25 protein-coding genes are annotated in these 23,159 nt (G+C 43.3%); 22 read left to right on the top strand and 3 right to left on the bottom strand.

Going from position 1 to position 23,159, the window contains the following annotated elements:
• Positions 1 to 114 precede the first annotated feature (114 nt).
• From ACH784_RS16795 to ACH784_RS16785, 3 genes are all read left to right on the top strand, one after another.
• Entirely contained in the window at positions 115 to 996 is an 882-nt protein-coding gene (locus ACH784_RS16795; protein ID WP_404392120.1) for an ABC transporter ATP-binding protein, read from the top strand.
• An 11-nt stretch (positions 997 to 1,007) separates the two neighbouring features.
• Complete coding sequence (locus ACH784_RS16790) at positions 1,008 to 4,577, top strand: ABC transporter permease/M1 family aminopeptidase (protein WP_404392118.1); 3,570 nt, start codon at positions 1,008 to 1,010, stop codon at positions 4,575 to 4,577.
• 381 nt (positions 4,578 to 4,958) lie between these two features.
• A complete protein-coding gene (locus ACH784_RS16785; protein WP_404392116.1) occupies positions 4,959 to 5,618 on the top strand; it encodes a fumarylacetoacetate hydrolase family protein in 660 nt (219 codons plus the stop codon).
• Between the two features lie 49 nt (positions 5,619 to 5,667).
• Here the strand turns inward: ACH784_RS16785 and ACH784_RS16780 are convergent, their stop codons facing one another.
• Both ACH784_RS16780 and ACH784_RS16775 read right to left on the bottom strand, forming a co-directional pair.
• Complete coding sequence (locus tag ACH784_RS16780; RefSeq protein WP_404392114.1) at positions 5,668 to 6,333, bottom strand: TorF family putative porin; 666 nt, start codon at positions 6,331 to 6,333, stop codon at positions 5,668 to 5,670.
• A 226-nt stretch (positions 6,334 to 6,559) separates the two neighbouring features.
• Positions 6,560 to 7,726: a hypothetical protein gene (locus ACH784_RS16775; RefSeq protein ID WP_404392112.1), complete on the bottom strand. Its 1,167-nt coding sequence runs from the start codon at positions 7,724 to 7,726 to the stop codon at positions 6,560 to 6,562.
• A 242-nt stretch (positions 7,727 to 7,968) separates the two neighbouring features.
• Here ACH784_RS16775 and ACH784_RS16770 point away from each other — a divergent pair, with 242 nt between their 5' ends.
• Together ACH784_RS16770 and ACH784_RS16765 are read left to right on the top strand one after the other, a co-directional pair.
• Complete coding sequence (locus ACH784_RS16770; protein WP_404392110.1) at positions 7,969 to 9,927, top strand: AsmA family protein; 1,959 nt, start codon at positions 7,969 to 7,971, stop codon at positions 9,925 to 9,927.
• Positions 9,928 to 10,650: 723 nt separating this feature from the next.
• Positions 10,651 to 11,148, top strand: coding sequence for a hypothetical protein (locus ACH784_RS16765; RefSeq protein ID WP_404392108.1), 498 nt, complete (start codon positions 10,651 to 10,653; stop codon positions 11,146 to 11,148).
• An 8-nt stretch (positions 11,149 to 11,156) separates the two neighbouring features.
• On the opposite strand, the gene ACH784_RS16760 is transcribed toward ACH784_RS16765, so the two are convergent.
• Positions 11,157 to 13,679, bottom strand: coding sequence for a protein kinase (locus tag ACH784_RS16760; protein WP_404392106.1), 2,523 nt, complete (start codon positions 13,677 to 13,679; stop codon positions 11,157 to 11,159).
• Between the two features lie 448 nt (positions 13,680 to 14,127).
• On the opposite strand from ACH784_RS16760, the gene rplN reads away from it, so the two are divergent.
• From rplN to rplQ, 17 genes are all read left to right on the top strand, one after another.
• Entirely contained in the window at positions 14,128 to 14,496 is a 369-nt protein-coding gene (rplN, locus tag ACH784_RS16755) for a 50S ribosomal protein L14 (RefSeq protein WP_058031680.1), read from the top strand.
• A gap of 10 nt (positions 14,497 to 14,506) precedes the next feature.
• On the top strand, positions 14,507 to 14,821 hold the full coding sequence (gene rplX, locus ACH784_RS16750; protein ID WP_404392104.1) for a 50S ribosomal protein L24: 315 nt from the start codon (positions 14,507 to 14,509) through the stop codon (positions 14,819 to 14,821).
• Between the two features lie 16 nt (positions 14,822 to 14,837).
• Positions 14,838 to 15,377, top strand: a complete 540-nt coding sequence (rplE, locus tag ACH784_RS16745; RefSeq protein ID WP_010386945.1) for a 50S ribosomal protein L5 — start codon at positions 14,838 to 14,840, stop codon at positions 15,375 to 15,377.
• Between the two features lie 10 nt (positions 15,378 to 15,387).
• Positions 15,388 to 15,693, top strand: a complete 306-nt coding sequence (gene rpsN / locus ACH784_RS16740) for a 30S ribosomal protein S14 (protein ID WP_058031299.1) — start codon at positions 15,388 to 15,390, stop codon at positions 15,691 to 15,693.
• A 20-nt stretch (positions 15,694 to 15,713) separates the two neighbouring features.
• Complete coding sequence (gene rpsH, locus ACH784_RS16735) at positions 15,714 to 16,106, top strand: 30S ribosomal protein S8 (RefSeq protein WP_058031298.1); 393 nt, start codon at positions 15,714 to 15,716, stop codon at positions 16,104 to 16,106.
• A 13-nt stretch (positions 16,107 to 16,119) separates the two neighbouring features.
• The gene (gene rplF / locus ACH784_RS16730; protein ID WP_404392101.1) at positions 16,120 to 16,650 is read left to right on the top strand and encodes a 50S ribosomal protein L6; all 531 of its coding nucleotides are present in this window, start codon (positions 16,120 to 16,122) and stop codon (positions 16,648 to 16,650) included.
• Positions 16,651 to 16,659: 9 nt separating this feature from the next.
• Complete coding sequence (rplR, locus tag ACH784_RS16725) at positions 16,660 to 17,010, top strand: 50S ribosomal protein L18 (RefSeq protein ID WP_404392099.1); 351 nt, start codon at positions 16,660 to 16,662, stop codon at positions 17,008 to 17,010.
• 9 nt (positions 17,011 to 17,019) lie between these two features.
• Positions 17,020 to 17,526, top strand: coding sequence for a 30S ribosomal protein S5 (gene rpsE, locus ACH784_RS16720; RefSeq protein ID WP_404392097.1), 507 nt, complete (start codon positions 17,020 to 17,022; stop codon positions 17,524 to 17,526).
• 6 nt (positions 17,527 to 17,532) lie between these two features.
• The gene (gene rpmD, locus ACH784_RS16715; RefSeq protein WP_058031294.1) at positions 17,533 to 17,712 is read left to right on the top strand and encodes a 50S ribosomal protein L30; all 180 of its coding nucleotides are present in this window, start codon (positions 17,533 to 17,535) and stop codon (positions 17,710 to 17,712) included.
• Positions 17,713 to 17,716: 4 nt separating this feature from the next.
• Positions 17,717 to 18,151 carry a 50S ribosomal protein L15 gene (rplO, locus tag ACH784_RS16710; RefSeq protein ID WP_404392094.1) on the top strand — a complete coding sequence of 145 codons (435 nt, stop codon included), beginning with the start codon at positions 17,717 to 17,719 and terminating at the stop codon, positions 18,149 to 18,151.
• Positions 18,152 to 18,162: 11 nt separating this feature from the next.
• Positions 18,163 to 19,491: a preprotein translocase subunit SecY gene (gene secY / locus ACH784_RS16705; RefSeq protein WP_404392092.1), complete on the top strand. Its 1,329-nt coding sequence runs from the start codon at positions 18,163 to 18,165 to the stop codon at positions 19,489 to 19,491.
• A gap of 22 nt (positions 19,492 to 19,513) precedes the next feature.
• Positions 19,514 to 19,627 carry a 50S ribosomal protein L36 gene (rpmJ, locus tag ACH784_RS16700; protein WP_002959476.1) on the top strand — a complete coding sequence of 38 codons (114 nt, stop codon included), beginning with the start codon at positions 19,514 to 19,516 and terminating at the stop codon, positions 19,625 to 19,627.
• A gap of 128 nt (positions 19,628 to 19,755) precedes the next feature.
• The gene (rpsM, locus tag ACH784_RS16695; RefSeq protein ID WP_058031679.1) at positions 19,756 to 20,112 is read left to right on the top strand and encodes a 30S ribosomal protein S13; all 357 of its coding nucleotides are present in this window, start codon (positions 19,756 to 19,758) and stop codon (positions 20,110 to 20,112) included.
• A gap of 13 nt (positions 20,113 to 20,125) precedes the next feature.
• The gene (gene rpsK, locus ACH784_RS16690; RefSeq protein ID WP_010562279.1) at positions 20,126 to 20,512 is read left to right on the top strand and encodes a 30S ribosomal protein S11; all 387 of its coding nucleotides are present in this window, start codon (positions 20,126 to 20,128) and stop codon (positions 20,510 to 20,512) included.
• 21 nt (positions 20,513 to 20,533) lie between these two features.
• On the top strand, positions 20,534 to 21,154 hold the full coding sequence (gene rpsD / locus ACH784_RS16685) for a 30S ribosomal protein S4 (RefSeq protein ID WP_404392089.1): 621 nt from the start codon (positions 20,534 to 20,536) through the stop codon (positions 21,152 to 21,154).
• A gap of 24 nt (positions 21,155 to 21,178) precedes the next feature.
• Positions 21,179 to 22,165 (top strand): DNA-directed RNA polymerase subunit alpha, encoded by a 987-nt coding sequence (locus ACH784_RS16680; protein ID WP_404392087.1) that lies wholly within the window; start codon positions 21,179 to 21,181, stop codon positions 22,163 to 22,165.
• A 38-nt stretch (positions 22,166 to 22,203) separates the two neighbouring features.
• A complete protein-coding gene (rplQ, locus tag ACH784_RS16675; RefSeq protein WP_058031289.1) occupies positions 22,204 to 22,602 on the top strand; it encodes a 50S ribosomal protein L17 in 399 nt (132 codons plus the stop codon).
• Positions 22,603 to 23,159 lie beyond the last annotated feature (557 nt).

The raw sequence follows: 23,159 nt of genomic DNA, 5'->3' as shown, positions 1-23,159 counted from the left end.
ATTAGTGTTTCAGTGTTTACAAATTATTGCAATTGTTAGCAGAGTTTTAATTGTCCCTATATTGTAAAGCTGCTATAACAGCGTTGCTTATTTGTTCAATTAAAGGGAATGTAAATGCTTAAAATAACTGGGCTTTCAAAAACATATGACAATGGCGTCCACGCATTACGCGGGGTGAATTTAGATATTCCAAAGGGCATGTTTGGATTACTGGGGCCGAATGGCGCAGGTAAGTCTTCACTTATGCGTACAATTGCAACATTACAATCCGCTGACTCGGGTAGTGTTGAGTTTGATGGGATTAACGTACTCGAACAGCCAAAAGCACTGCGTGAACGTTTAGGGTATTTACCGCAAGACTTTGGTGTGTATCCACGCGTCAGTGCCTATGATTTGCTTGATCATATGGCGGTTTTGAAAGGCTTAAATAATAAAGCAGAACGTAAAGAAGCGGTTGAAGGCTTATTGGCTCAAACCAATTTATATGATCACCGTAAAAATGCTGTCAGTGGTTTTTCTGGTGGTATGCGTCAGCGCTTTGGTATTGCGCAAGCGCTACTTGGCGACCCTGACTTACTGATTGTCGATGAACCAACTGCGGGTCTTGACCCTGAAGAGCGTAACCGCTTCCACAACTTATTAGTGGGCTTAGGTGAAAGTAAGGTCATTATCTTATCGACGCACATAGTAGAAGATGTGTCTGAGCTGTGCCCGAATATGGCGGTATTGGCAAGTGGTCAAATTTTACTTGAAGGCAACCCGATTGATTTAACTGAGCAGCTACAAGGTAAGATCTGGCGTAAGTCGGTAAGCCTTGCTGAAGCAAAAGAGCTTGAATCTGTTTTACCCGTTATTTCTAAGCGCTTATTTGCCGGAAACACTTTGCTTAATGTATTTGCCGATGAAGCACCAGAAGGTTTTAATGCAGTACCAGCTGATTTAGAAGATGTGTATTTCTCGACATTGCATCAACACCGCACTAGCCAAGCTGCATAAGGAGTAGGCGAATGCTATTTAAAATGATGCAATTTGAGCTGCGCTATTTTATGCGCCAGCCCTCTTTTTATGTCACGTCTTTGATTATATTTTTGCTTACCTTTTTTGCTTCGGTATCAGATTCGGTGCAAATCGGTGGAAGCAGTAATGTCAACGTGAATTCGCCATTTGCGATTTTGCAAATCGTTGCCAATATGGCGATTTTTTCTATCTTTTTGGTTGTGAATTTTGTCGGCAGCGCCGCTATTAGAGATGACCAAAGTAAGTTAAATGAACTCGTACTAAGCAAGCCGCTTAGTTTATTGCAATATCGTTTAGGTCGATTCCTAGGTGCTTATCTTGTCACTATGTTGGTGTTCTCAACGTGTTTATTGGGTATTTGGGTTGGCTCAGGCCTAGGTAGTTTAATGGGCTGGCTAGATTCTGAAATGCTGGGGCCGAATAAACTCGAGTACTATTTATCTCCGCTGTTTTATATTGCCGTGCCTTCACTTTTCTTCGTATCTAGTTTGTTTACATTGGTCGCACAAAAGTTCAGAAGTATGGTGGCCATGTACTTAGTCGCTGTTGCGCTTGTGGTTGGCTATATTGTTGCTAACAGCATTTTCTCTGATATTGAATACCGTGCCATCGCAGCTTATTTAGATATGTTTGGTTTATCTGCTATTTCAGTACAAGCAGAGTATTGGACCATCGCAGATAGAAACACCATGACCATAGGTTTATATGATGAACTACTATATAACCGTTTGATCTGGTTAGGTGTAGCTGTATTGAGTCTAGCGACCTTGGCGCTCAATAATTCACACTTTTTACCACAAAAGCAAAAGGTGAAAAGTAAAGCCAAAGGTGAAGGTCAACAAGCTGCTGCACTGGCTCATCGTATTGATTATAAGCCTAGCGTGGGCAGCGCTTGGTCCCATTTCTTAATGCGTACCGTTTTTGAAGTGAAGCAAGTAGTACGCAGCTACTCGTTCCTCGTTTTACTTATTTTATCTGTGTCTATGCTAGTACCGGGTTTAGTTGGTTCATTTGGCATGTATGGAACAGATACTTGGCCTGTGACATTTAGAATGGTAGAGCAAATTCAAGGCAGCTTTGGTCTGTTGATGATCATTGTCTTGGTTTACTACTGTGCTGAACTTGTATGGCATGACCGCGATGCAAAAGTGAGTGAGATCGTTGACTCTTATCCGGTGGCGAACTGGGTGTTTTGGGGCTCTAAATATATCGCGCTTGTCTCGGTGTTGGTGTTGCTGTGCGTATTTGGTTCTGTACTGACTATTCTGTACCAGCTGATATCAGGTATGGCGACCATTGAGCTGTCGCAATACGTTATTCGTCTAGGTTACTTATTTGTTCTTGGTTTTGCCCTGCAAGGTACCTTGGCTTTCTTATTACAAGTTGTCAGCCCGAGTAAATATGTTGGTATGGGGCTATTTTTGCTGTATTACATAGGCTCACTTGTGATGGCGAGCTTTGGTTTTGAGCATAATATGTGGCGATTTGGTGAGACCCCAAGTGCGCCTTACTCAGACATCAACGGCTATGGCCACTTCTTAACTGCAATCCATTGGTACAACTTATATTGGTTAGGTTTAAGTGTGATCTTCGCCGCATTGAGTTTTGCGCTTTGGCCGCGTGGTGCAGGACAAACACTAAAGGCGCGATTTGCTCAATTGAACTATCAGTTAGGTAATGCAGGTAAGGTTGCAATCGCTGCTGGTGCGCTATTATTTGTGGGCAGTGGTAGCTATATCTATTACAACACGCAAGTGCTTAACTCATTTGTTACGCAAGATGTGCGCGAAGATCTTTCTGAGCAGTATGAACGTGAGTTTGTGCAATTCAAAGATGCGGCTGTACCAACGACACTAGATGTAAAGCTCGATGCGGAGATTTTCCCGAAGACGCGCCGTATTGAAGCGACAGTGACGTTAGAAGTTGAAAACAAGAGTAAGCAAATTATTGAACGCTTTTTGGTGAATAAGCCTTCGCACACACTTGAGTGGTCGGTAGAAATGCCAGGCGCAACACTGGGTGAATTTGATGAAAACTATTATCACGCATGGATGAATTTATCTGAGCCTATGTTGCCCGGTGAACGTCGCACTTTAACTATGTCTGTAGTGCGTCAAACGCTTGGGTTTGTTGATAGAGGTAGCGATACCAGATTGGTGCAGAACGGGACTTTCATTGATAATACCGATCTGTTCCCGACCTTTGGTTACGATCTAGGTAAGCAAATTTTTGATAAAAACGAGCGCCGAAAACGCGGTCTTGAGCCTGTAAAGCGTGGTAATAAAATTGAAGAAACGCAGTACCATAACCAGCCTTTGTTTGCTGAAAACTTTGTCACCTTCGCAGCTCGCGTTACGACCGATGAGTCGCAAGTGGCTATGGTGCCGGGTTATCTGCAGTCTAAAGAAACCAAAGATGGCCGTACAACTTATGTGTACGAGATGGATGCGCCTATGCTGCACTTCTACACCATGCTGTCGATGGAGTTAGAAGTAAAGCGTGAAGAGTACAAAGGTATCGCACTTGAGGTTTATTATCATAAAGATCATGCGTGGAACGTAGATACCATGCTTGAGTCGACCAAAGACTCAATCGACTACTTCTCAAGAGAGTTTGGCCCATATCAGCATAAGCAAATGCGTATTATTGAGTTCCCTCGTTACCGCTCGTTCGCTCAGAGCTTTGCTAATACGGTGCCTTACTCTGAAGAAATAGGTTTCATAATTGACACCCGCAATCCAGATAATATCAATGTGCCTTATTATGTGACCGCTCATGAGCTGGCGCATCAATGGTGGGCGCATCAGGTGATCGGTGCAAACGTTGAAGGGTCAAATATTCTATCTGAAATGCTGTCTCAATACGCGGCCATTATGGTGATGAAAGAAAAGTACGGTGAGCATAACCTGCGTAAGTTCTTAAAGTATGAGCTAGATAAATATTTACGTGGTCGTACTCGTGAAACACACGAAGAGTTGACGCTTGCCAGAACCGTCGGTCAGTTGCATATTCATTACAATAAAGGTTCAATCGTGATGCTTGCATTACATGACTTGTTGGGTGAAGCGCGTCTGAATAAAGCACTTCGCAACTTTATTGATGACTATCGTTTCAGAAGTGATGTTTTCCCGACCACACTCGATTTCATTGCTTACTTAAAGTCAGATGCAACGACACAAGAGCAAGCCTTCATCGAAGACCAATTTAACTCGATTACTTTATACGAGTTAAAACTGGCTGACGTTGAAATTGAAGAGGCAACATCAGAGGGTGAGCTTCATACTATTACGCTTACCGTAAAAGCGGCGAAGAAGCATGCTGATGGAGAAGGTAATGAAGAAGATGTGCCACTTGAGCAAATGATAGATATTGCTCTGTTCAAAGCTGATCCTGATGACATCAATGAAGGTGAGAATGTGATGTATCTGCAAAAGCACAGCATTACAACGGGTGATAATGTGATCAAACTGAAAGTAAAAGACTTACCTAAGTTTGCGGGTATCGACCCATTTGTAAAACTGATTGATAAAGAAAGTGGCGATAATATTAAGTCGCTGTAATTTGTGTGAGCTAATTTATTTAACCTGAGCTTTGGTTAAGAGATTTGCTAACATATTGATATTAAAGTAATAAGTGATTTTTCAAGTCTGCAGCCGGAGACTTTTAGCGATAACAAGGCAAATTTACGTGTCAATAGCTCGCCTATTGCAAGTAAATTCAACGCTGTTAACGTTGAAAGTAGCCGCTGGAGATAGATTTATTATCCAGAACTCAGGTTATTTATAGCTTAGCTCAATCATTAAAGGCCTCTCTCAAAGAGGCCTTTTGTTTTTTGTGATATAAATTTGGTGAATGCTTAAGGTTCAATAAATAAAGGTTGGAAATAATTATGTTATGTTAACCTTTACGCGAAAATAACAGGTATCAAATAAGGAGCGCGTATGTATCAACATCAATGGCACACTGGCGAAGCAATTAACTTACCGACGGGCAAAATTGTCTGTATTGGTCGCAACTATGCGGCACATGCCCAAGAGTTGAATAACCCCATTCCGAGTCGACCTATTCTATTTATTAAACCCAGTACCTGTTTACAGCCTTGCAAAGAAATTAAGCTTGCTAAACGCTTAGGTGAACATCACTACGAAGCAGAACTCGCCCTGTTAATTGGTGAGGCGATTTCATACGGCGATCAAGATGTTCTAACAAAAATTGCCGGAGTCGGGCTTGCCCTCGATTTAACCTTGCGTGATGTGCAGAGCGAGCTTAAAAGCAAAGGTCATCCTTGGGAGCGCGCCAAAGCTTACGATGGCAGTTGTCCCGTCACACCATTTTACCCATTAGAATCGCCAACAGAATTGACCAGTGCTGAATATAAGTATTGGCAGAATGGGGTATTAAAGCAGCATGGCCAAACTGAACTCATGCTATTTAACATAGAGCGCTTACTCACAGAGATCAGCGAAAGCTTCACCTTGATGCCGGGCGACATTGTATTGACAGGGACACCAGCAGGAGTAGGGGTGTTGAATCATGGTGATAAGCTGCAATTACAGTATCAAGACCAAGCAGTTTTCAGTGCTTCAGTTTGCATTGACTGATAACTATTTTGTGAGAGAGATTAATCTCTCTCACAGTGCTACTAGTAACTTACAAAGAAAAATCCATCGCATAGCTGACATATGCTTTCATATCGTCATCGGCGTCTAAGTCAGTTTTGATCACGCCGAAAGTAAAGCCATCTTTGCTTAGGCTAAAACCATAATCCATATAGTTATCTTCTGAGTACCACTCGGTCACTGTGTCACCGCTTGAGCGACCTAAATGTAAACCAAGTTCAGTGTCATTGAATACGCTAAATGCAGCGTTAAGCTCAATATACAGCATGTCTTCTTCTGCAGTTGAGCCGCTTTGCGCATTACTTAAATAGCTGATTTTCGCACTTAATACGTCATAGCTGACTTCGCCATAAAGTTCACCAAAGTCGATGCTGCCTTCGGCATCTGGGTAAGCGTAATAGACATAGCCCACATCGTAGCCAATATCACCTGCAGAGCCACTGAAGCCCGCATAAAAATCCATCTCGTAGCTTTCTTTGCCACCAAAGTCGATATTTGATACCCAAGTGCCAGCGTAAAAACCAGAATCATTGCCATAATCAATGCCACCCGATACGGCTGCACCATCAGCGGTTTGCGTAATACCACGCCAGAAGTAGTTTGAGCTTGCTGCAATATTTGCGGTGACTTCGGCATAACTTGCAGTTGAAGTTGCTAGTAATAGTGAGCTAAGTAAGAGAGAGGTTGTCTTTTTCATCTTCATTCCTATGTGCGCTAAATTTTCCTAATCTTAAAAGCAATGCGTGCACCACTTTTCAGGCTGCATAGTAATGTAGTTTACCCTTTGATTATTAATGTTTTTTTATAACGAGTAGTTTTTGGTTAGAATTTTTATGCACAATGTTAGTGCGATAAATAAACGGTTTGCACGATATTTGAACATATCGTGCAAATTTAGATAAATATTTCTATAAGAAGGTTAATTAACCAAAGATAGCGCGCATGAGGCCGATGGTCTCGTCTACGCTGCGGCCTTTTTCAACCTCTGCGATGATTGAGTCACGCTTATCGCGAATATGATCAGGAATGCTTTCATCAGCAAGGGCGCGATCAACCAATACCTCTGCTGACTCTTTACCGCGACGTACGGTTTTAGTGCCACCGCTGCGGCTACTACGTACCGGCTTATTTAATAACTTAATATAGTTAGAGTTATCAGCTGTGTCTTTGTCAGCATAATAGAAGAAGCAAGGTAACAGTGCTTTGATGCTGGTGAGTTGCTCTTCTAATTCACCGTTTTCAGTCGTCATTGCAAACCAAGGCATAGTGCGGATGCACATCACAACATCTGACCAATAGCGTTCGAAGTCACGGTTGTTTAAACGGCTAATACCCAATGCTTGGCAAAGCGCATCTAATCGGTTGTTGCTAATAGGTGTGAACACATCCGGGCGACGCATCGCTAATAGGCGCGTAGCAGGCGCAAGGGTTGGTTTTTCATCTGTGCCTGCAAATGCACTTAAGTAACCAATCATAAATGCTTGATAGTCTTGCTCGCTTACGTCACCTTCAGAAGGAATGTTAGCAAGGGCGTCATCAAACGCCCCTGGTAAATCTGCTAATAGCTGGTGGAACCCTTTCGCACTCTTAGTTGAAGCAAACCATTCAACATCGAAGTTATATACGCTGGTATCTAAACTTGCAGCATGTTTACCGGTGAACGCTAAGCGGTCTTCGGCGATCATCTCTTTTAATGGTGTGCTACGCATTGGTGCTAAGTAGCTGGTTAGCTTTAACTGTTCTTCAAGAGCTAATACGTCTTTATGTTGCTCGATAAAGCCACAGATCACAGGCCAAGGTGCAATACGTAGCGTTTTAAGCTGTAAAAAGCTGATAGCAGAAATTAACAAATCTTGTAGTTTCTTAACCGTTGGAAGCTGGTGGTCGTCGAGTAAGTCGAAGTTGATGCGGTTTTTTGCTACATCTAATAACTCATAGCACCAACCCAAGAAGTCTTCTGGGTGGTTTTCTACTTTGACTGCCATCAGATTCAAACTTATCTCGGTAGATTGCTTAAGAATGTTTTGGTAAATCTGACTTTCTTGTTCACCCAATGCCATTTTTGACGGGGAAATGAGCAGCTTTTTCATAGGGGTTAGTGTCTCCACGGGTTAAGTTATTAGGGGTTAATTAGCTAACCAAATAAGTGTAGCAGAACTTGCGCTACACAAATGAGGGCGTGGATCATACCTAAGTGTGACGTGGATGCAATGATAGAAATGCGTTTTAATTTTAACGGCAGAAATCTGTGGCTTAAATGAGCGAAGAGGCAGATTTTTTTCGTCTCAGCCGTTATGATTAGTAACATCAATTGCAAATGTAAGGAAAAGCAATGAATCGCTTTGTGAAAGTCATTGGTGGTGTGGTTGTTGTGGCCGTTGGTGCTGTGGTTGCGGCGCCATTTTTGATCCCAACCGACACCATTATTCAGCAGGTTTCAGAACAAGTCGAAAATACCACAGGTCGTAAACTTACCATTGCCGGTGAAAGCCAGCTAACGGTGTTTCCGAGCCTAAGTATTGAGCTGAACGACGTTGCTTTTGCCAATATGGCCTCGGGCAGTGCTGAAAATATGGTAAGTATGGAGCAGCTTGCCGTGCATATTCCTTGGTTGTCGTTATTAAGTGGCGAAGCTAAGTTAGAGCGCTTTGTGATCCGCAATCCAAACATCTTGCTAGAAACAGACAAACAAGGCAAAGCGAACTGGCAGATCATGCCAACAACTGCCGCTGCGCCAACAGCTCAAACGAATGAAGCCGCCGCTGGCACAGTAAAATTACCTAAAGGGTTCGATGTCAGCTTAGGTGAAGTGGCGATTTACGGGGGTCAACTGACTTATCTTGATGGCGTGACTGGCGCAAAACAGCAGGTGAGCGACTTTGAATTAATCGTAGCGTTGCCTTCTTTATTCAAGCCGCTTGATGTGAAAGGGGGGTTAACCTACCAACAACAGCGTTTTGAGTTAAATACCCAAGTCGACACACCAGCAAAAGCCATTGAAGGGCAAACCTTTAATGTCACACAAACTTTGGCGTCGGCGTTATTAGATCTTGAATTTAACGGTGCCATTGCTCAGCAAGGCAAAGACATTAAAGGTAGCTTGAAACTGGCAGGTGATTCAGTAAAAGCCATTACCCAGTGGCAGGGTATTGACCTCAAAGCCAAAGACAACGCCTTTAACCAGTTTAGTGTTAGCGGTGATATGCACCTAGCTGGAGAGACTTTTAAACTGAGTGCTTTCGAAGCCAAACTCGATGCACTGGCAATTAAAGGGCAAAGCCAAATTGATTTAGGCGCGCGTTTAAATGTCATGGCCGACATTGATCTGGGTATGTTAGACCTCAACCCATACCTACCTGAGAGCCCAGAAAAACCAACCGAACCTGCACAGCCTGCAGAACCAGGTGAGCCACAGCCAATTGTATGGGACGACACTCCGATTGATTTATCGGGTCTTAATGCTTTAGACGCCGACATTAAAGTGCGCTCAACGGGCCTCATTGCCAAAGAGATCAAACTGGGTGAAAACCAATTCTCAGTTAATCTTAAAGACGGCAAAGCGCGCCTAGGCTTAGATAAATTCAACGCTTACGAAGGTAAAGGGCAGGGTAAAGTGGTGGTGAATGCCAAGCGTACGCCTTATCAGATCAATACCGACTTTAGTTTAACCGACATTAACGCCGAACCATTACTGACTGACGCGGTCGGCTTTGACAAGGTATTAGGTAAAGGCAGCATCAGCTGGGCGCTGAACACTCAAGGTCAAAGTCAGAAGCAGTTTGTGTCGGCTTTAGCGGGTAATCTGGCGTTTAGCTTTGTAGATGGTGGCGTAAAAGGGGCCAATATCGCAGAGATGATGCGTAAAGGCAGTGAAATGCTCAAAGGTGACTTCTCATCATTAAAAGAAGGCCTGAACGCCGATTTCGATCCAAATCAGAAAACCGACTTCTCGGCACTGACAGGCACCTTTACCTTTAAAAATGGTGTCGGCACCAATACCGATCTAAACCTTGCCAGCCCACTGTTACGTATTACGGGCAGCGGTGAAGTCGATTTACCTAAGACCTATGTAAATTATCGCTTAGTGACGGGTTTGGTTGATACCATTGAAGGCCAAGCGAGTAGTGATGACAGCACCGGCTTTAAAGTACCGCTGCGTATTAAAGGCCCATTCCACAAGGTTGATTACAAACTCGACTTTGGCAGTGCGGCAAAAGACAAAGCCAAAGAAGAAGCCAAAGACAAAGTAAAAGATAAGTTGAAAGACAAATTAAAAGGCTTCTTCGGTTAAAACCTAAGCGTTTCTAAACAAGCAAAAGCCAGTGCCGCAATGCACTGGCTTTTTTGTTTAGCGCAACACTGTTTTTTAAATTGTCGCCATAAGTGACTTAAAAACGATAGATTGAGTACTCCATTGCAGCAGTTAATGTTGCTCATTTCACCTTGCGCAAAAATAACCTTGCTTCGCAACGTGTATTTTGCACCCTCGGTAGCAGCGAATTTTTTTCGCGACTTGTTTTGGTATAGGTGAGATGTGCAGGGGTCAATAAACCCGACATAAAGGCGGTGCTACCGAATGTGCCTTTTAAATTGTCGTCATAAATGACGTAAAAACGATAGGTTGAGTACCCCATTGCAGCCGTTAATATTGCTCATTTCACCTTGCGCAAAAATAACCTTGCTTCGCAACGTGTATTTTGCACTCTTGGTAGCAGCGAATTTACTTCGCGTCTTGTTTTGGTATAGGTGAGATGTGCAGGGGTCAATAAACCCGACATAAAGTCGGTGCTACCGAATGTGTCTTTTAAATTGTCGTGATAAATGACGTAAAAACGATAGATTGAGTACTCCATTGCAGCAGTTAATGTTGCTCATTCCACCTTGCGCAAAAATAACCTTGCTTCGCAACGTGTATTTTGCACGATAAGCCCGTGTAATAGGGTGTAATCTCAAGTAGTTGTTTTCAATAATTGTCTGTGCTCTTATGGGTTTAGTACTTCTAAAGGACATTACTATGACGCAACAATTGACGTATACCGTTAAACCAAGCCGTGACTGCACGCCTTGGGTTATTTTAGACACAGACGGTAACCCTGCCGATAATGTATCGGTCGATCTGGCTCAATTCCCTGAAGGTGAGCCGGTTAACCTTGTGTATGTGCTAACTCAGTCAAGCATAGACAAAGGTTTCCGCTTTGCTGGCAACGGCACCTTGTTCACCGATGCCCGTGATAACTTTAACTATCAGCTTAGCAGCGAAGTATTCAACGGTGGCACTTCTTTGGTCGTGACGGTAATGAATATTGAGCCTGATGCCAGCATTCCAGCTGATGTGATCAAAGAGTTATTAAAGTCTAAGAACAAAGACAAGGTGTTCTCTAAAGTTGAACTTGAAGCCAATACCAATTACGAGATTGACTTTAGATTACTTGCGGAGAAAGAGGGGAAAAAAGGCAAGCTTTATATTTCTCAAGATCCAAGAGTGACAATAAACGGTGCGCCACCACCATAGAGAAAAACTTAATTATTTACTTCATAGGTGCATAATGTATTCATACTTTTAGCACCTATTACCTCTAACAATTGCTTTTCATGCTTACATAGAGGTCTGAACCAAGGCAAAGCAAAAAAAGCCTCACTCCACCCATCTTGTATACCTTTTTCTATAGCCAGCAAAGCAGATTGTGACTCCCCTAATTTCGTTAACACCAATGCTTTTACGAACTGTAAATCGTACACATTTGAGTTTTCAGCTTCTATTTTATTAATTTGCCTCAACGCTTCTACAGTTTTTCCTGTATGAGCTAGCGCTTGTATTCGAACCATTAATTCGTCTAAGTTCTTTGTGTTTACGGTTTGATCTTGTAGCTGCTCGTAAAAATAATTAGCTTTATTCTTTTGGCCTAAATATGAATAACTGTCAGCTAAGTTAAGAGTAAAATTTAGATTAGTAGGGCTAAGCTGGTAGGCTCTTTTAGCATTGATATTGGAAAGTTCGAATTCCCTGATTAAGGAATAGGCAATAGCCAAGTTTGATAACATTGCGGCATCATTAGGGGTACTTTCCAGTAATGTAATGTATCCTGCAGCGGCTTTATTTGCTTCTCCACTAACTAAAGATAAATCCGCGTAGGTCTTTAAAGCCCAGAAATCATTTGGTGCTAGTTTAATTGCTTGGTTGAGATATTTTGTGGCTTCAACATAGTTACCGTTAAGCAAATAAAGAGTAGCTGTATTGCGTGTGATTTGAAGTGAGGGCTTAAGTTTGAACGCATTGAGAATATTGTCTAACGCTTGTGTGTAAGCTCCTTTATCGAGATAAAGACTTGCTCTGACACTATAAAGTTCATATTCGTCTATGTTAGTTTCAGCTAGCTCCAAAAAAAATGATTCTGCTTTTTGCCAATCTTTAATTGTCTGATACGCCTGAATACGATCAATGATATAGTTATGACTATTTTTATAGCGCTCAGGAGCTTGCTCTAAAGCATCTAAGAAATCCCAAATGACATTATTGTTTTGTTGAATACGGTACTCTTCAACCGCCACCTTTCTATAAAACCGATACAAGGGCACAAAACTCGGCTCTTGGCGGATCAGCGATTTCACTTCAGCCAGTGTCACCGTAATGTCTTGCGAGCCACTTTGAAATGCCTCAACCTGCGCTACATATTTCTCGTAAAACACATCGCTATAAGTTTGACTGGTAAAGCGCTTGTCGAATAGCGCCTCAATATTCACCAAACTATTGTGATAGGCTTCAGAAAAGCTTTCGGTATCGACACTATAACGGGTGGTATCGAGCAAAGTGGCTGTGTGTGCATCAATGGCGTTGAGTGTGACTTCACACAATGAATTACGGCAGTTAAATACTGGTTCAAGCAGCACGTCGGCGCCAAGGGCTTTGCCGATGTCAGTTTGCGATGCTTGTTCACCCATGAGCTTCAAAGTGCTAGTTACTTCTGAGTTCGATACCTGCAAGCTTGATGTGTCTTGCAAAATAAAGTTACTGATGGCGTCTTCAAGTCCTAATGTGGCGATGCGCTGTTGGGTATCGGTTAATTCAGTTTGTCCGTCGAAAGTAATGGGCAGGGCGGCAATATAACTCTTTGGTTGGTTAGTTTGCCAAAACCAATAACCCGCGCCGACAAGGCAAACAGCAAACAAACACGACATGGCGATGCCATATTTTTGCCAGAAGTTTGGTTTTGCGTTATTTGTAGACTCTGAAGGTGTGGGTTCTTGTAGGTCTACTGCATCAATATCTTGTGTGTCATCGCATTGTGCATAACCAATATTTTGCTGTAATTGCTTTAATTGGCTGATGACTTGGTGAAAGCTATTTGGGCGCGCTGCTTTGTCGAATGCCAATAGCGCATTGATTAGGGCACCAAGCTGCGCAGGCATGTCGAGTAATTTGATTGCATCACTTTGACAAGGAACATGCTTGATTTGCTCAGCAATGGCATCGGGCGCGGCGTCTTTGGCTTGGGCTAAATAAGGGTGCTCATTTGCAAACAGCTGATAGGCCAGTAATCCAAACGCGAATAAGTCTGCACGCTGATCTAACGGCTGCTTATTCAACTGCTCTGGTGACATTGCCGTTAAGCTACCAAAACTTGAATGGTGACTGCGTTGCTCTTCACCAAGTTGGGCAATGCCAAAGTCAGCGATTTTTGCCACACCTTGGGCGTTGATTAAAATGTTATCGGCTTTTAAATCAAGATGCAGAATGTCGTTTTTATGCGCTTCTGATAAGCCTTGGGCTATATCTATTAATAACTGTAACTTTTGCTCAGACTCGAGATGACGGATTTTCAAAAAATGTTTAAGCGTAGCGCCTTGCACATATTCCATTTCGATGGCGAGCTGGGTGTCACTCTCGTGCACTTTATATACTTGCACAATATTTGGGTGATTAACCCGCGCCAGTATTTTGGCTTCGTTCAAAGCCTGCTGTTTATCGACTTTATTTACGTCGAGCACTTTTACCGCCACATGGCGTTCTAATTTTGCATCAACAGCCAGAAAAACACGGCTCATGCCGCCTTCTCCTAAAGGGGTGATTTGTTGATAAAATTGCTCGAGTTGAATCACGATAAAATGCTTTATTATTAGTTATAGAGTTAGTGTATCGGTTCGAGTTTGAGAATTCGAACTATTTACGATAGAAAAACATGAAATAGATTAAATAAGCGACGATTTTATTTTATCACCGCTATTTTTGCTTGTTTGTTATTTAATCAGTTGAAGTTGTTTTAGTTTTTACGCTTGAAAAACTAACTGCTTGTCTCCATATCAGAAATGCAATCTAGAAAACTTGGTGGAATAGCACAATTAATTAAAAATTGAACTATCCATCCCTCATGTTTATTGCTACAATTGCCCGCCCTTGAAAGACGAACTCCACGTTTTTTGAGTGATTTATAACCTAACTGCTTCATATTCATACGAATTTGAGGCGAAGTTTAACTACACCGGAGCATCTAAAATGATCCAAATGCAAACTCAGCTGGACGTTGCTGATAACAGCGGCGCTCGCAAAGTGCAGTGTATTAAAGTCCTTGGTGGTTCGCACCGTCGCTACGCGGCAGTTGGTGACATCATTAAAGTTTCTGTTAAAGAAGCAATTCCTCGCGGTAAAGTGAAGAAAGGTGATGTTAAAAACGCAGTAGTTGTGCGTACTAAAAAAGGCGTTCGTCGTCCAGACGGCTCTTTAATCCGTTTCGATAGCAATGCGGCTGTTATCTTAAATGATAACCTACAGCCAATTGGTACTCGTATCTTCGGCCCTGTGACTCGTGAACTACGTAACGACAAGTTCATGAAGATCGTTTCACTAGCACCAGAAGTACTATAAGGAGTCGATCATGGCAGCAAAAATCCGTCGTGATGACGAAGTAATCGTACTAGCCGGTAAAGACAAAGGTAAGCGCGGTAAAGTGCTTTCAGTTGTTACTGAAACTGGTCGTGTTTTCGTTGAAGGTGTAAACCTTATCAAGAAGCACCAAAAACCAGTTCCTCAGCTTCAACAAGCTGGCGGTATCATTGAAAAAGAAGCATCAATCGACGCTTCTAACGTAGCGATCTTCAATGCCGAAACTGGCAAGGCTGATCGTGTAGGTTTTAGATTTGAAGACGGCAAAAAAGTTCGTTTCTTTAAGTCTAACGGAAAAACTATTTAATTAGTTGGAGTAGACGATGGCGAAACTGCATGAAGTTTACAAAGACAAAGTAGTAAAAGAACTTTTTGAAAAGTTCGGTTACAGCTCTGTCATGCAAGTCCCTCAGATCGAAAAGATCACACTTAACATGGGTGTGGGCGAAGCCCTAGCTGACAAGAAGATTCTAGAGAATGCTGTTGCAGACCTAGAAGCTATCTCTGGTCAGAAGCCTTTAGTGACTAAAGCTCGTAAATCAGTTGCTGGCTTTAAGATCCGTGAAGGTTACCCAATTGGCTGTAAAGTAACCCTACGCGGCGAGCGTATGTGGGATTTCCTAGAGCGTTTAGTCTCTATCGCGATGCCACGTATTCGTGACTTCCGCGGTGTTAGCGCAAAGTCTTTTGACGGTCGCGGTAACTACTCTATGGGCGTACGTGAGCAAATCATCTTCCCAGAAATTGATTATGATAAAGTAGACCGCGTTCGCGGTATGGATATCACGATCACTACTTCTGCGAAAACAGATGATGAAGGCCGTGCGTTATTAGAAGCGTTCAACTTCCCATTCAAAAAGTAAGGGTAGGGTTATGGCAAAGAATTCAATGAAAGCGCGCGAAGCAAAGCGCACTAAATTAGTTGCACAGTACGCTGAAAAGCGCGCTGCACTAAAAGCTATCATCAGCGATGTTAACGCATCTGAAGATGATCGTTGGGACGCGGTATTAAAGCTTCAGTCTTTACCGCGTGATTCAAGCCCTGCACGTCAACGTAATCGTTGTAACATCACGGGCCGCCCACATGGTTTCCTTCGCAAATTCGGCATGAGCCGTATCAAAGTTCGCGAAGCTGCTATGCGCGGTGAAATTCCTGGCCTTAAAAAGGCTTCTTGGTAATAGAATCACGGGAGTAAGACATGAGCTTGCAAGATCCTATTGCGGATTTATTCACACGTATCCGTAACGGTCAGTCTGCGAAGAAGGTATCAGTTTCAATGCCAACTTCAAAGCTGAAAGTAGCAGTTGCTAAAGTACTAAAAGAAGAAGGTTATATCACTGACTTCGCAGTAGCTGGCGACGCAAAACCAGAATTGACTATCGAACTTAAGTACTTCGAAGGCAAAGCTGTAATCGAAAATATCCAGCGTGTTAGCCGCCCTGGTTTACGTATCTATAAGAAACGTGACGACTTACCAAAGGTAATGGGTGGTTTAGGTATCGCTATCGTATCAACTTCTAAAGGCTTAATGACTGACCGTGCTGCACGTAGTGCTGGTATTGGCGGTGAGATCATTGGCTTTGTAGCTTAATCGGAGGGGAACTATGTCTCGTATAGCGAAGGCTCCTATTGCAGTTCCTGCCGGTGTTGAAGTTACACTAGCTGGCCAGGAAATCAAAGTTAAAGGCAAAAACGGCGAACTAACTCGTGTTATTAACGACGCTGTTGAAGTTGCTTTAAACGACAACGTTATCACTACAGCTCCACGTGAAGTTGCTAACGCTTGGGCTCAAGCGGGTACTGCACGTGCATTGATCAACAACATGATCATTGGTGCTAACGAAGGTTTCGAGAAGAAGCTTCAATTAGTTGGTGTTGGTTACCGTGCTGCAGTTAAGGGTAAAGTATTAGACTTAACTCTTGGCTTCTCACACCCAGTGAACTTCGAGATCCCTGAGGGCATCACAATCGAAGCTCCTAGCCAAACTGAACTAGTAGTTAAAGGCGCTGACAAACAATTAGTTGGTCAAACTGCTGCTAACATCCGTTCATACCGTGAGCCAGAGCCTTATAAAGGTAAAGGTGTACGTTATGCAGATGAGCACGTGCGTCGTAAAGAAGCTAAGAAGAAGTAAGGTAAGACGATGGATAAGAAAACAGCTCGTCTACGTCGTGCTAAGCGCACTCGTAGAAATTTTATTGAACAAGGCACAACGCGTCTTGTTATCCACCGCACGCCACGTCACATCTACGCTCAGCTAGTAAACGCTGAAGGTACTGTGCTGGCTGCTGCTTCTACTGTTGAGAAAGCAATTGCTGAAGCCCTATCAGGCACTAGCAACATCGCTGCAGCACAAGCTGTAGGTAAAGCAATTGCTGAGCGCGCTGCAGACAAAGGCATTGAGAAACTTGCTTTTGACCGTAGTGGCTTTAAATATCACGGCCGTGTGAAGGCGCTTGCTGATGCAGCGCGTGAAGCTGGCTTGCAATTCTAGGAGTAGACAATGGCTAACGTAGAAGCAAAAGCACAACAGCCAGAATTAGCTGAAAAGCTAATCGCGGTAAACCGTGTGTCTAAAGTAGTTAAAGGTGGTCGTATCTTTAGCTTCACTGCACTAACTGTAGTTGGTGATGGCGCAGGTAAAGTAGGTTTTGGTTACGGTAAAGCTCGTGAAGTTCCAGCTGCTATTCAAAAAGCAATGGAAAAAGCACGTCGTAACATGATCACTGTTGAACTAAACGGTAACACGCTACAGCACCCAATCAAGGGTCGCCACGCGGGTTCTAAAGTGTACATGCAACCAGCTTCTGAAGGTACAGGTATCATCGCCGGTGGTGCGATGCGTGCAGTACTAGAAGTAACTGGCGTACATAACGTACTTTCAAAAGCGTACGGTTCAACAAACCCAATCAACATCGTTCGCGCTACAGTAGCTGCTCTTGAGAACATGAACTCTCCAGAGAAGATCGCTGCTAAGCGTGGTCTAACTGTTGACCAAATTCAGGGGTAATTAACCATGGCAAATACTGTAAAAGTAACTCAAGTAAAGAGCTCTATCGGTCGTTTACCGAAGCATAAAGCAACTTTACGTGGCCTTGGTTTACGTCGTATCAACCACACTGTTGAATTAGAAGATACAGCATGTGTACGTGGTATGATCAACCAAGTTTCTTACATGGTTAAGGTAGAGGGCTAATTCGATGCGTTTGAATACTCTTTCTCCTGCTGCAGGTTCAAAAACTGCTGGTAAACGTGTTGGTCGTGGTATCGGTTCTGGTCTAGGTAAAACTGGCGGCCGTGGTCACAAAGGTCAAAAGTCACGTTCTGGCGGTAAAGTTCGCGTTGGTTTCGAAGGCGGTCAAATGCCTATGCAACGTCGTCTACCGAAGTTCGGTTTCACTTCACGTAAATCTCTAGTATCTACTGAAGTAAACCTATACGAAATCGCTAAAGTTGAAGGCGATGTGGTAGATCTGAACGCGTTACAAGCAGCTGGTCTAGTTAAAAAGAACATCCAGTTCGTTAAAGTAGTTAAATCTGGCGAAGTTTCACGCGCTGTTACTGTTAAAGGCATGAAAGTGTCTAAAGGTGCACGCGAAGCTATTGAAGCTGCCGGAGGCAAGGTAGAAGACTAAGGAAGTACACAATGGCTAAACCAGGTCAAGATATGCAAAGTGCACAAAGTGGCTTAGCGGAATTAAAGCGCCGTTTACTATTTGTATTAGGTGCAATCATTATTTACCGTTTAGGTTCTTTCGTGCCGATCCCTGGGATTGACGCCGCTGTACTTGCCGAATTCTTCGAGCAACAAAAGGGCACCATTGTTGAGATGTTCAACATGTTCAGTGGTGGTGCGCTTGAGCGTGCTTCGGTATTAGCACTGGGTATTATGCCTTATATCTCAGCTTCAATTATTATGCAGCTATTAACGCACATACATCCTGCGATGATAGAGCTTAAGAAAGAAGGTGAACAAGGTCGTAAGAAAATCAGTCAATATACTCGATATGGTACGCTCGTGCTTGCTACATTCCAGTCTATTGGTATTGCTACTGGCTTACCAAGCATGATGGACGGGTTAGTTGTTAACCCAGGTTTCGGTTTCTATTTCACCGCTGTGGTGAGCTTAGTGACTGGTACTATGTTCCTTATGTGGCTGGGCGAACAAATTACAGAACGTGGTATTGGTAACGGTATCTCTGTTCTAATTTTTGTTGGTATTGTAGCTAACCTGCCGTCTGCTATTGGCTCGACAGCCGAAATGGCGCGCCAAGGCGATTTGCATGTTTTAGCACTGCTATTGATTGCGGTAATCGTATTCGCGGTAACTTATCTTGTTGTATTCTTTGAGCGTGGTCAGCGTCGTATCGTCGTTAACTATGCAAAACGTCAGCAAGGTCGTCAGGTATTTGCAGCTCAAAGCACGCACTTACCATTAAAAGTTAACATGGCGGGTGTTATTCCACCAATCTTTGCTAGCAGTATCATTTTGTTCCCTGGTACAATTGCAAGCTGGTTCGGCCAAGGTGAAGGTCCGGTCGCTGATGTGCTACAAGCTGTCTCTGCAGTGTTGACTCCTGGTCAGCCTCTGTATGCGATGGTATTAGCTGCAGCTATCATCTTCTTCTGCTTCTTCTACACTGCGTTGGTATTTAACCCGCGTGAGACAGCAGATAACCTTAAAAAGTCTGGCGCTTTTATTCCAGGCATTCGTCCGGGTGAACAGACATCAAAATACATTGATAAAGTGATGACACGCTTAACCTTAGCGGGTGCGTTGTATATAACCTTTATCTGTCTAGTGCCCGAGTTTATGACCATGGCATGGCAAACGCCATTCTACTTCGGCGGTACATCAATTTTGATTATCGTGGTTGTGATCATGGACTTTATGGCACAAGTACAGACTCATATGATGTCTCATCAGTATGATTCTGTGCTGAAAAAAGCAAACCTTAAGGGCTACGGTCGTTAAGGCTAGTTTACGGAGTTGAGTAATGAAAGTACGTGCTTCCGTTAAGAAAATTTGCCGTAACTGTAAAGTAATCAAGCGTGCAGGTGTTGTACGTGTGATTTGCAGTGAGCCAAAGCACAAGCAAAGGCAAGGCTAATAAAAAGTCATGCAGGCTAAGTAATCCTACTTAGCCTGTTTCATTGGTAAAACTTGAATGTCGGTTGGGTATCCTATACGGGCTTTCCAGCAAGATGATGATCAAGTTTATTTATAGGAGATATGTTAGTGGCCCGTATCGCAGGCATTAACGTTCCTGACCATAAGCATGCTGTTATCGGTTTAACAAGCATCTATGGTGTAGGTAAAACTCGCGCTAAGGCGATCTTAGCAGCGACTGGTATCGCCGAAACTACTAAAATCGGTGATCTTTCTGACGAAACACTTGACGTACTTCGTGAAGAAGTAGGTAAGTACACTGTTGAAGGTGACCTTCGTCGTGAAGTTACACTAAACATCAAGCGCCTTATGGACCTTGGTTGTTTCCGTGGCTTACGTCATCGTCGTTCGCTACCACTACGTGGTCAGCGTACTAAGACTAACGCGCGTACTCGTAAGGGTCCACGCAAGCCTATCAAGAAATAAGGTGGGGTAAGTTATGGCTAAAGCACCAATTCGTCGTAAAAAGGTCAAAAAGCAAGTTGCTGATGGTATGGCACACGTTCATGCATCATTCAACAACACTATTGTGACCATCACTGACCGTCAAGGTAATGCTCTTTCTTGGGCGACTGCAGGTGGTTCTGGTTTCCGTGGTTCTCGTAAGTCTACTCCGTTCGCTGCACAGGTTGCTGCTGAGCGCGCAGGTACTGCTGCACAAGAGTACGGCCTTAAGAACCTAGAAGTATTCATCAAGGGCCCAGGTCCAGGTCGTGAATCTTCAGTTCGTGCATTAAATGCACTAGGTTACCGTATCACAAACATCACTGACGTGACGCCAATCCCTCATAATGGTTGTCGTCCACCGAAGAAACGTCGCGTATAACAATAGGTTAGGAGAAAGAACATGGCAAGATATTTGGGCCCTAAGCTCAAGCTAAGTCGTCGTGAAGGTACTGACCTGTTCCTTAAGAGCGGCGTTAGAGCAATCGACTCTAAGTGTAAGCTTGAAACAGCACCTGGTCAGCACGGTGCTCGTAAAGGTCGTCTATCTGATTACGGTCTACAATTACGTGAAAAGCAAAAAGTTCGTCGTATTTACGGTGTACTAGAAAAGCAATTCCGTAACTACTATAAAGAAGCTGCTCGCCTTAAAGGTAACACAGGTGAAAACCTATTACAGCTTCTAGAGCAACGTCTAGACAATGTTGTATATCGCATGGGTTTTGCAAGCACACGTGCTGAAGCACGTCAGCTAGTAAGCCACAAAGCGATTATGGTTAATGGTCGTGTTGTTAATATCCCTTCTTTCGTAATTACTCCAGAAGATGTTGTAGTAATTCGCGAGAAGTCTAAAAAGCAAGCGCGTATCATCGCTGCTCTAGAGTTGGCTGAGCAACGTGAAAAGCCAACTTGGATTGAAGTTGACGGTAAGAAAATGGAAGGTAGCTTCAAGCGCCTACCAGAGCGTTCTGATCTGTCTGCGGACATTAACGAACAACTAATCGTCGAACTTTACTCGAAGTAAAGTTAAGAGTTAAGAGAGGATAAAATGCAGGGTTCTGTAACCGAATTCCTAAAGCCAAGGTTAGTCGATATCGACGCTATCAACCCATCACGTTCTAAAGTTGTTTTAGAACCACTTGAGCGTGGTTTTGGTCACACTTTGGGTAATGCTTTACGTCGTATTCTTCTGTCATCTATGCCAGGTTGTGCAGTGACTGAAGTTGAAATTGACGGTGTATTACACGAGTACAGCGCGAAAGAAGGCGTTCAAGAAGACATCATTGAAATTTTGTTAAACCTTAAAGGCTTAGCAGTATCTCTAGAAGGTAAAGATGAAGTTTTCCTTACCCTGACTAAATCTGGTGTAGGCCCTGTGACTGCGGCAGATATTCAGCACGATGGCGATGTAACAATTGCTAATCCTGAGCACGTGATTTGTCACCTAACGGCAGACAATAGCGAGATCAGCATGCGTATTCGTGTTGAGCGTGGTCGTGGTTATGTACCGGCGTCAAGTCGTTTATCCTCTGATGACGATGAGCGTCCAATTGGTCGTTTGCTGCTTGATGCATCATTCAGCCCAGTTGAGCGTATTGCGTACTCGGTTGAGTCAGCACGTGTTGAACAGCGTACAGATTTAGATAAACTAATCATCGATATGGAAACGAACGGCACACTAGATCCTGAAGAAGCGATCCGTCGTGCGTCGACTATCCTAGCTGAACAGCTTGAAGCATTCGTAGATTTACGTGATGTTTCTGAGCCAGAAGCGAAAGAAGAGAAGCCGGAGTTTGATCCGATTCTACTTCGTCCTGTTGATGACTTAGAGCTAACTGTACGTTCAGCGAACTGTCTGAAAGCCGAGCAAATTCAATATATCGGTGATCTGGTACAGCGTACTGAGGTTGAGCTTCTTAAGACGCCTAACCTTGGTAAGAAGTCTCTAACAGAGATCAAAGACGTGCTAGCTTCACGTGGTCTTTCTCTAGGCATGCGCTTAGAAAACTGGCCACCTGCAAGTTTAGCTGATTAATCAGATTACTATATTAGTTTAGTTAGAAGGATAGGGTCATGCGCCATCGTAAGAGTGGTCGTCAATTAAACCGTAACAGCAGCCATCGCAAAGCGATGTTCAGCAACATGGCTGGTTCTTTGGTGAAGCACGAAATCATCAAAACTACTTTGCCTAAAGCGAAAGAGTTGCGCCGTGTAATTGAACCTTTAATCACACTGGCTAAGACTGACAGCGTAGCAAACCGTCGTTTAGCGTTTGCTCGCACGCGTGATAAAGAAGTTGTTGGTAAGTTATTCAGCGAACTAGGTCCTCGTTTCTCAGAGCGTCCTGGTGGCTACACTCGTATTCTTAAGTGTGGTTTCCGTGCTGGTGATAACGCACCAATGGCTTACATTGAGCTTCTAGACCGCCCAGTTGCGGAAGAAACTCAAGAAGACGCACAGTCTGCAGAGTAAGTCTTTATAAGACATGAAAAGGCCGAGCAATAGCTCGGCCTTTTTGTTTTAGAAGTACACCTATTCCAATCTCGGTTTCAGTCGAAGCACCGAAATCCTCCCTAAGCTAACATCTTCACTTTTAATACCTTCAGATTTCTACTAATTGAATCTGATCTATTTACAATTTGCCTGCTGATACTAATAACAATCCTCTTCATTAAGAGGCCTAGTTTGATGCGAAGAGCGCTCGTTATTAAAGGCGAAAATTTAGCAATTAATACCAATCCTCTTAATTAAGTGTTCTATTTTGAGGCAAGGAAAGCTTGTCGATAACGAGGCGAAAATTTTGCTATTTAGTTATTCTAAATGAGAAATTTTTAACGCGGTTAGCGGCAGCTTTAATCCCTCAAAATGATTAAGTATTATTGAGGATTGGTATAAATTGTTCTGAGCAGCAAGTGATTAACGCAGATAGCGTCAGTTTTTGTCTCTCCCAATGATGGAGTATTAATGAGGACTGCTATAAACCGCTAGTTTGACTAAATTACTTATTCGGCCAGAAAGTGTTACTTCTT

It is taken from the genome of Pseudoalteromonas phenolica (assembly GCF_044788725.1).
Classification (GTDB): domain Bacteria; phylum Pseudomonadota; class Gammaproteobacteria; order Enterobacterales; family Alteromonadaceae; genus Pseudoalteromonas; species Pseudoalteromonas phenolica_C.
This window is presented reverse-complemented; position numbering and strand designations above follow the sequence as displayed.

What these genes read in the sequence shown, in the direction of transcription:
- ACH784_RS16795 (WP_404392120.1), top strand. Translation starts at nt 115, where the DNA reads ATGCTTAAAATAACTGGGCTTTCAAAAACATATGACAATGGCGTCCAC.
- ACH784_RS16790 (WP_404392118.1), top strand. Translation starts at nt 1,008, where the DNA reads ATGCTATTTAAAATGATGCAATTTGAGCTGCGCTATTTTATGCGCCAG.
- ACH784_RS16785 (WP_404392116.1), top strand. Translation starts at nt 4,959, where the DNA reads ATGTATCAACATCAATGGCACACTGGCGAAGCAATTAACTTACCGACG.
- ACH784_RS16780 (WP_404392114.1), bottom strand. Translation starts at nt 6,333, where the DNA reads ATGAAAAAGACAACCTCTCTCTTACTTAGCTCACTATTACTAGCAACT.
- ACH784_RS16775 (WP_404392112.1), bottom strand. Translation starts at nt 7,726, where the DNA reads ATGAAAAAGCTGCTCATTTCCCCGTCAAAAATGGCATTGGGTGAACAA.
- ACH784_RS16770 (WP_404392110.1), top strand. Translation starts at nt 7,969, where the DNA reads ATGAATCGCTTTGTGAAAGTCATTGGTGGTGTGGTTGTTGTGGCCGTT.
- ACH784_RS16765 (WP_404392108.1), top strand. Translation starts at nt 10,651, where the DNA reads ATGACGCAACAATTGACGTATACCGTTAAACCAAGCCGTGACTGCACG.
- ACH784_RS16760 (WP_404392106.1), bottom strand. Translation starts at nt 13,679, where the DNA reads ATGAGCCGTGTTTTTCTGGCTGTTGATGCAAAATTAGAACGCCATGTG.
- rplN (WP_058031680.1), top strand. Translation starts at nt 14,128, where the DNA reads ATGATCCAAATGCAAACTCAGCTGGACGTTGCTGATAACAGCGGCGCT.
- rplX (WP_404392104.1), top strand. Translation starts at nt 14,507, where the DNA reads ATGGCAGCAAAAATCCGTCGTGATGACGAAGTAATCGTACTAGCCGGT.
- rplE (WP_010386945.1), top strand. Translation starts at nt 14,838, where the DNA reads ATGGCGAAACTGCATGAAGTTTACAAAGACAAAGTAGTAAAAGAACTT.
- rpsN (WP_058031299.1), top strand. Translation starts at nt 15,388, where the DNA reads ATGGCAAAGAATTCAATGAAAGCGCGCGAAGCAAAGCGCACTAAATTA.
- rpsH (WP_058031298.1), top strand. Translation starts at nt 15,714, where the DNA reads ATGAGCTTGCAAGATCCTATTGCGGATTTATTCACACGTATCCGTAAC.
- rplF (WP_404392101.1), top strand. Translation starts at nt 16,120, where the DNA reads ATGTCTCGTATAGCGAAGGCTCCTATTGCAGTTCCTGCCGGTGTTGAA.
- rplR (WP_404392099.1), top strand. Translation starts at nt 16,660, where the DNA reads ATGGATAAGAAAACAGCTCGTCTACGTCGTGCTAAGCGCACTCGTAGA.
- rpsE (WP_404392097.1), top strand. Translation starts at nt 17,020, where the DNA reads ATGGCTAACGTAGAAGCAAAAGCACAACAGCCAGAATTAGCTGAAAAG.
- rpmD (WP_058031294.1), top strand. Translation starts at nt 17,533, where the DNA reads ATGGCAAATACTGTAAAAGTAACTCAAGTAAAGAGCTCTATCGGTCGT.
- rplO (WP_404392094.1), top strand. Translation starts at nt 17,717, where the DNA reads ATGCGTTTGAATACTCTTTCTCCTGCTGCAGGTTCAAAAACTGCTGGT.
- secY (WP_404392092.1), top strand. Translation starts at nt 18,163, where the DNA reads ATGGCTAAACCAGGTCAAGATATGCAAAGTGCACAAAGTGGCTTAGCG.
- rpmJ (WP_002959476.1), top strand. Translation starts at nt 19,514, where the DNA reads ATGAAAGTACGTGCTTCCGTTAAGAAAATTTGCCGTAACTGTAAAGTA.
- rpsK (WP_010562279.1), top strand. Translation starts at nt 20,126, where the DNA reads ATGGCTAAAGCACCAATTCGTCGTAAAAAGGTCAAAAAGCAAGTTGCT.
- rpsD (WP_404392089.1), top strand. Translation starts at nt 20,534, where the DNA reads ATGGCAAGATATTTGGGCCCTAAGCTCAAGCTAAGTCGTCGTGAAGGT.
- ACH784_RS16680 (WP_404392087.1), top strand. Translation starts at nt 21,179, where the DNA reads ATGCAGGGTTCTGTAACCGAATTCCTAAAGCCAAGGTTAGTCGATATC.
- rplQ (WP_058031289.1), top strand. Translation starts at nt 22,204, where the DNA reads ATGCGCCATCGTAAGAGTGGTCGTCAATTAAACCGTAACAGCAGCCAT.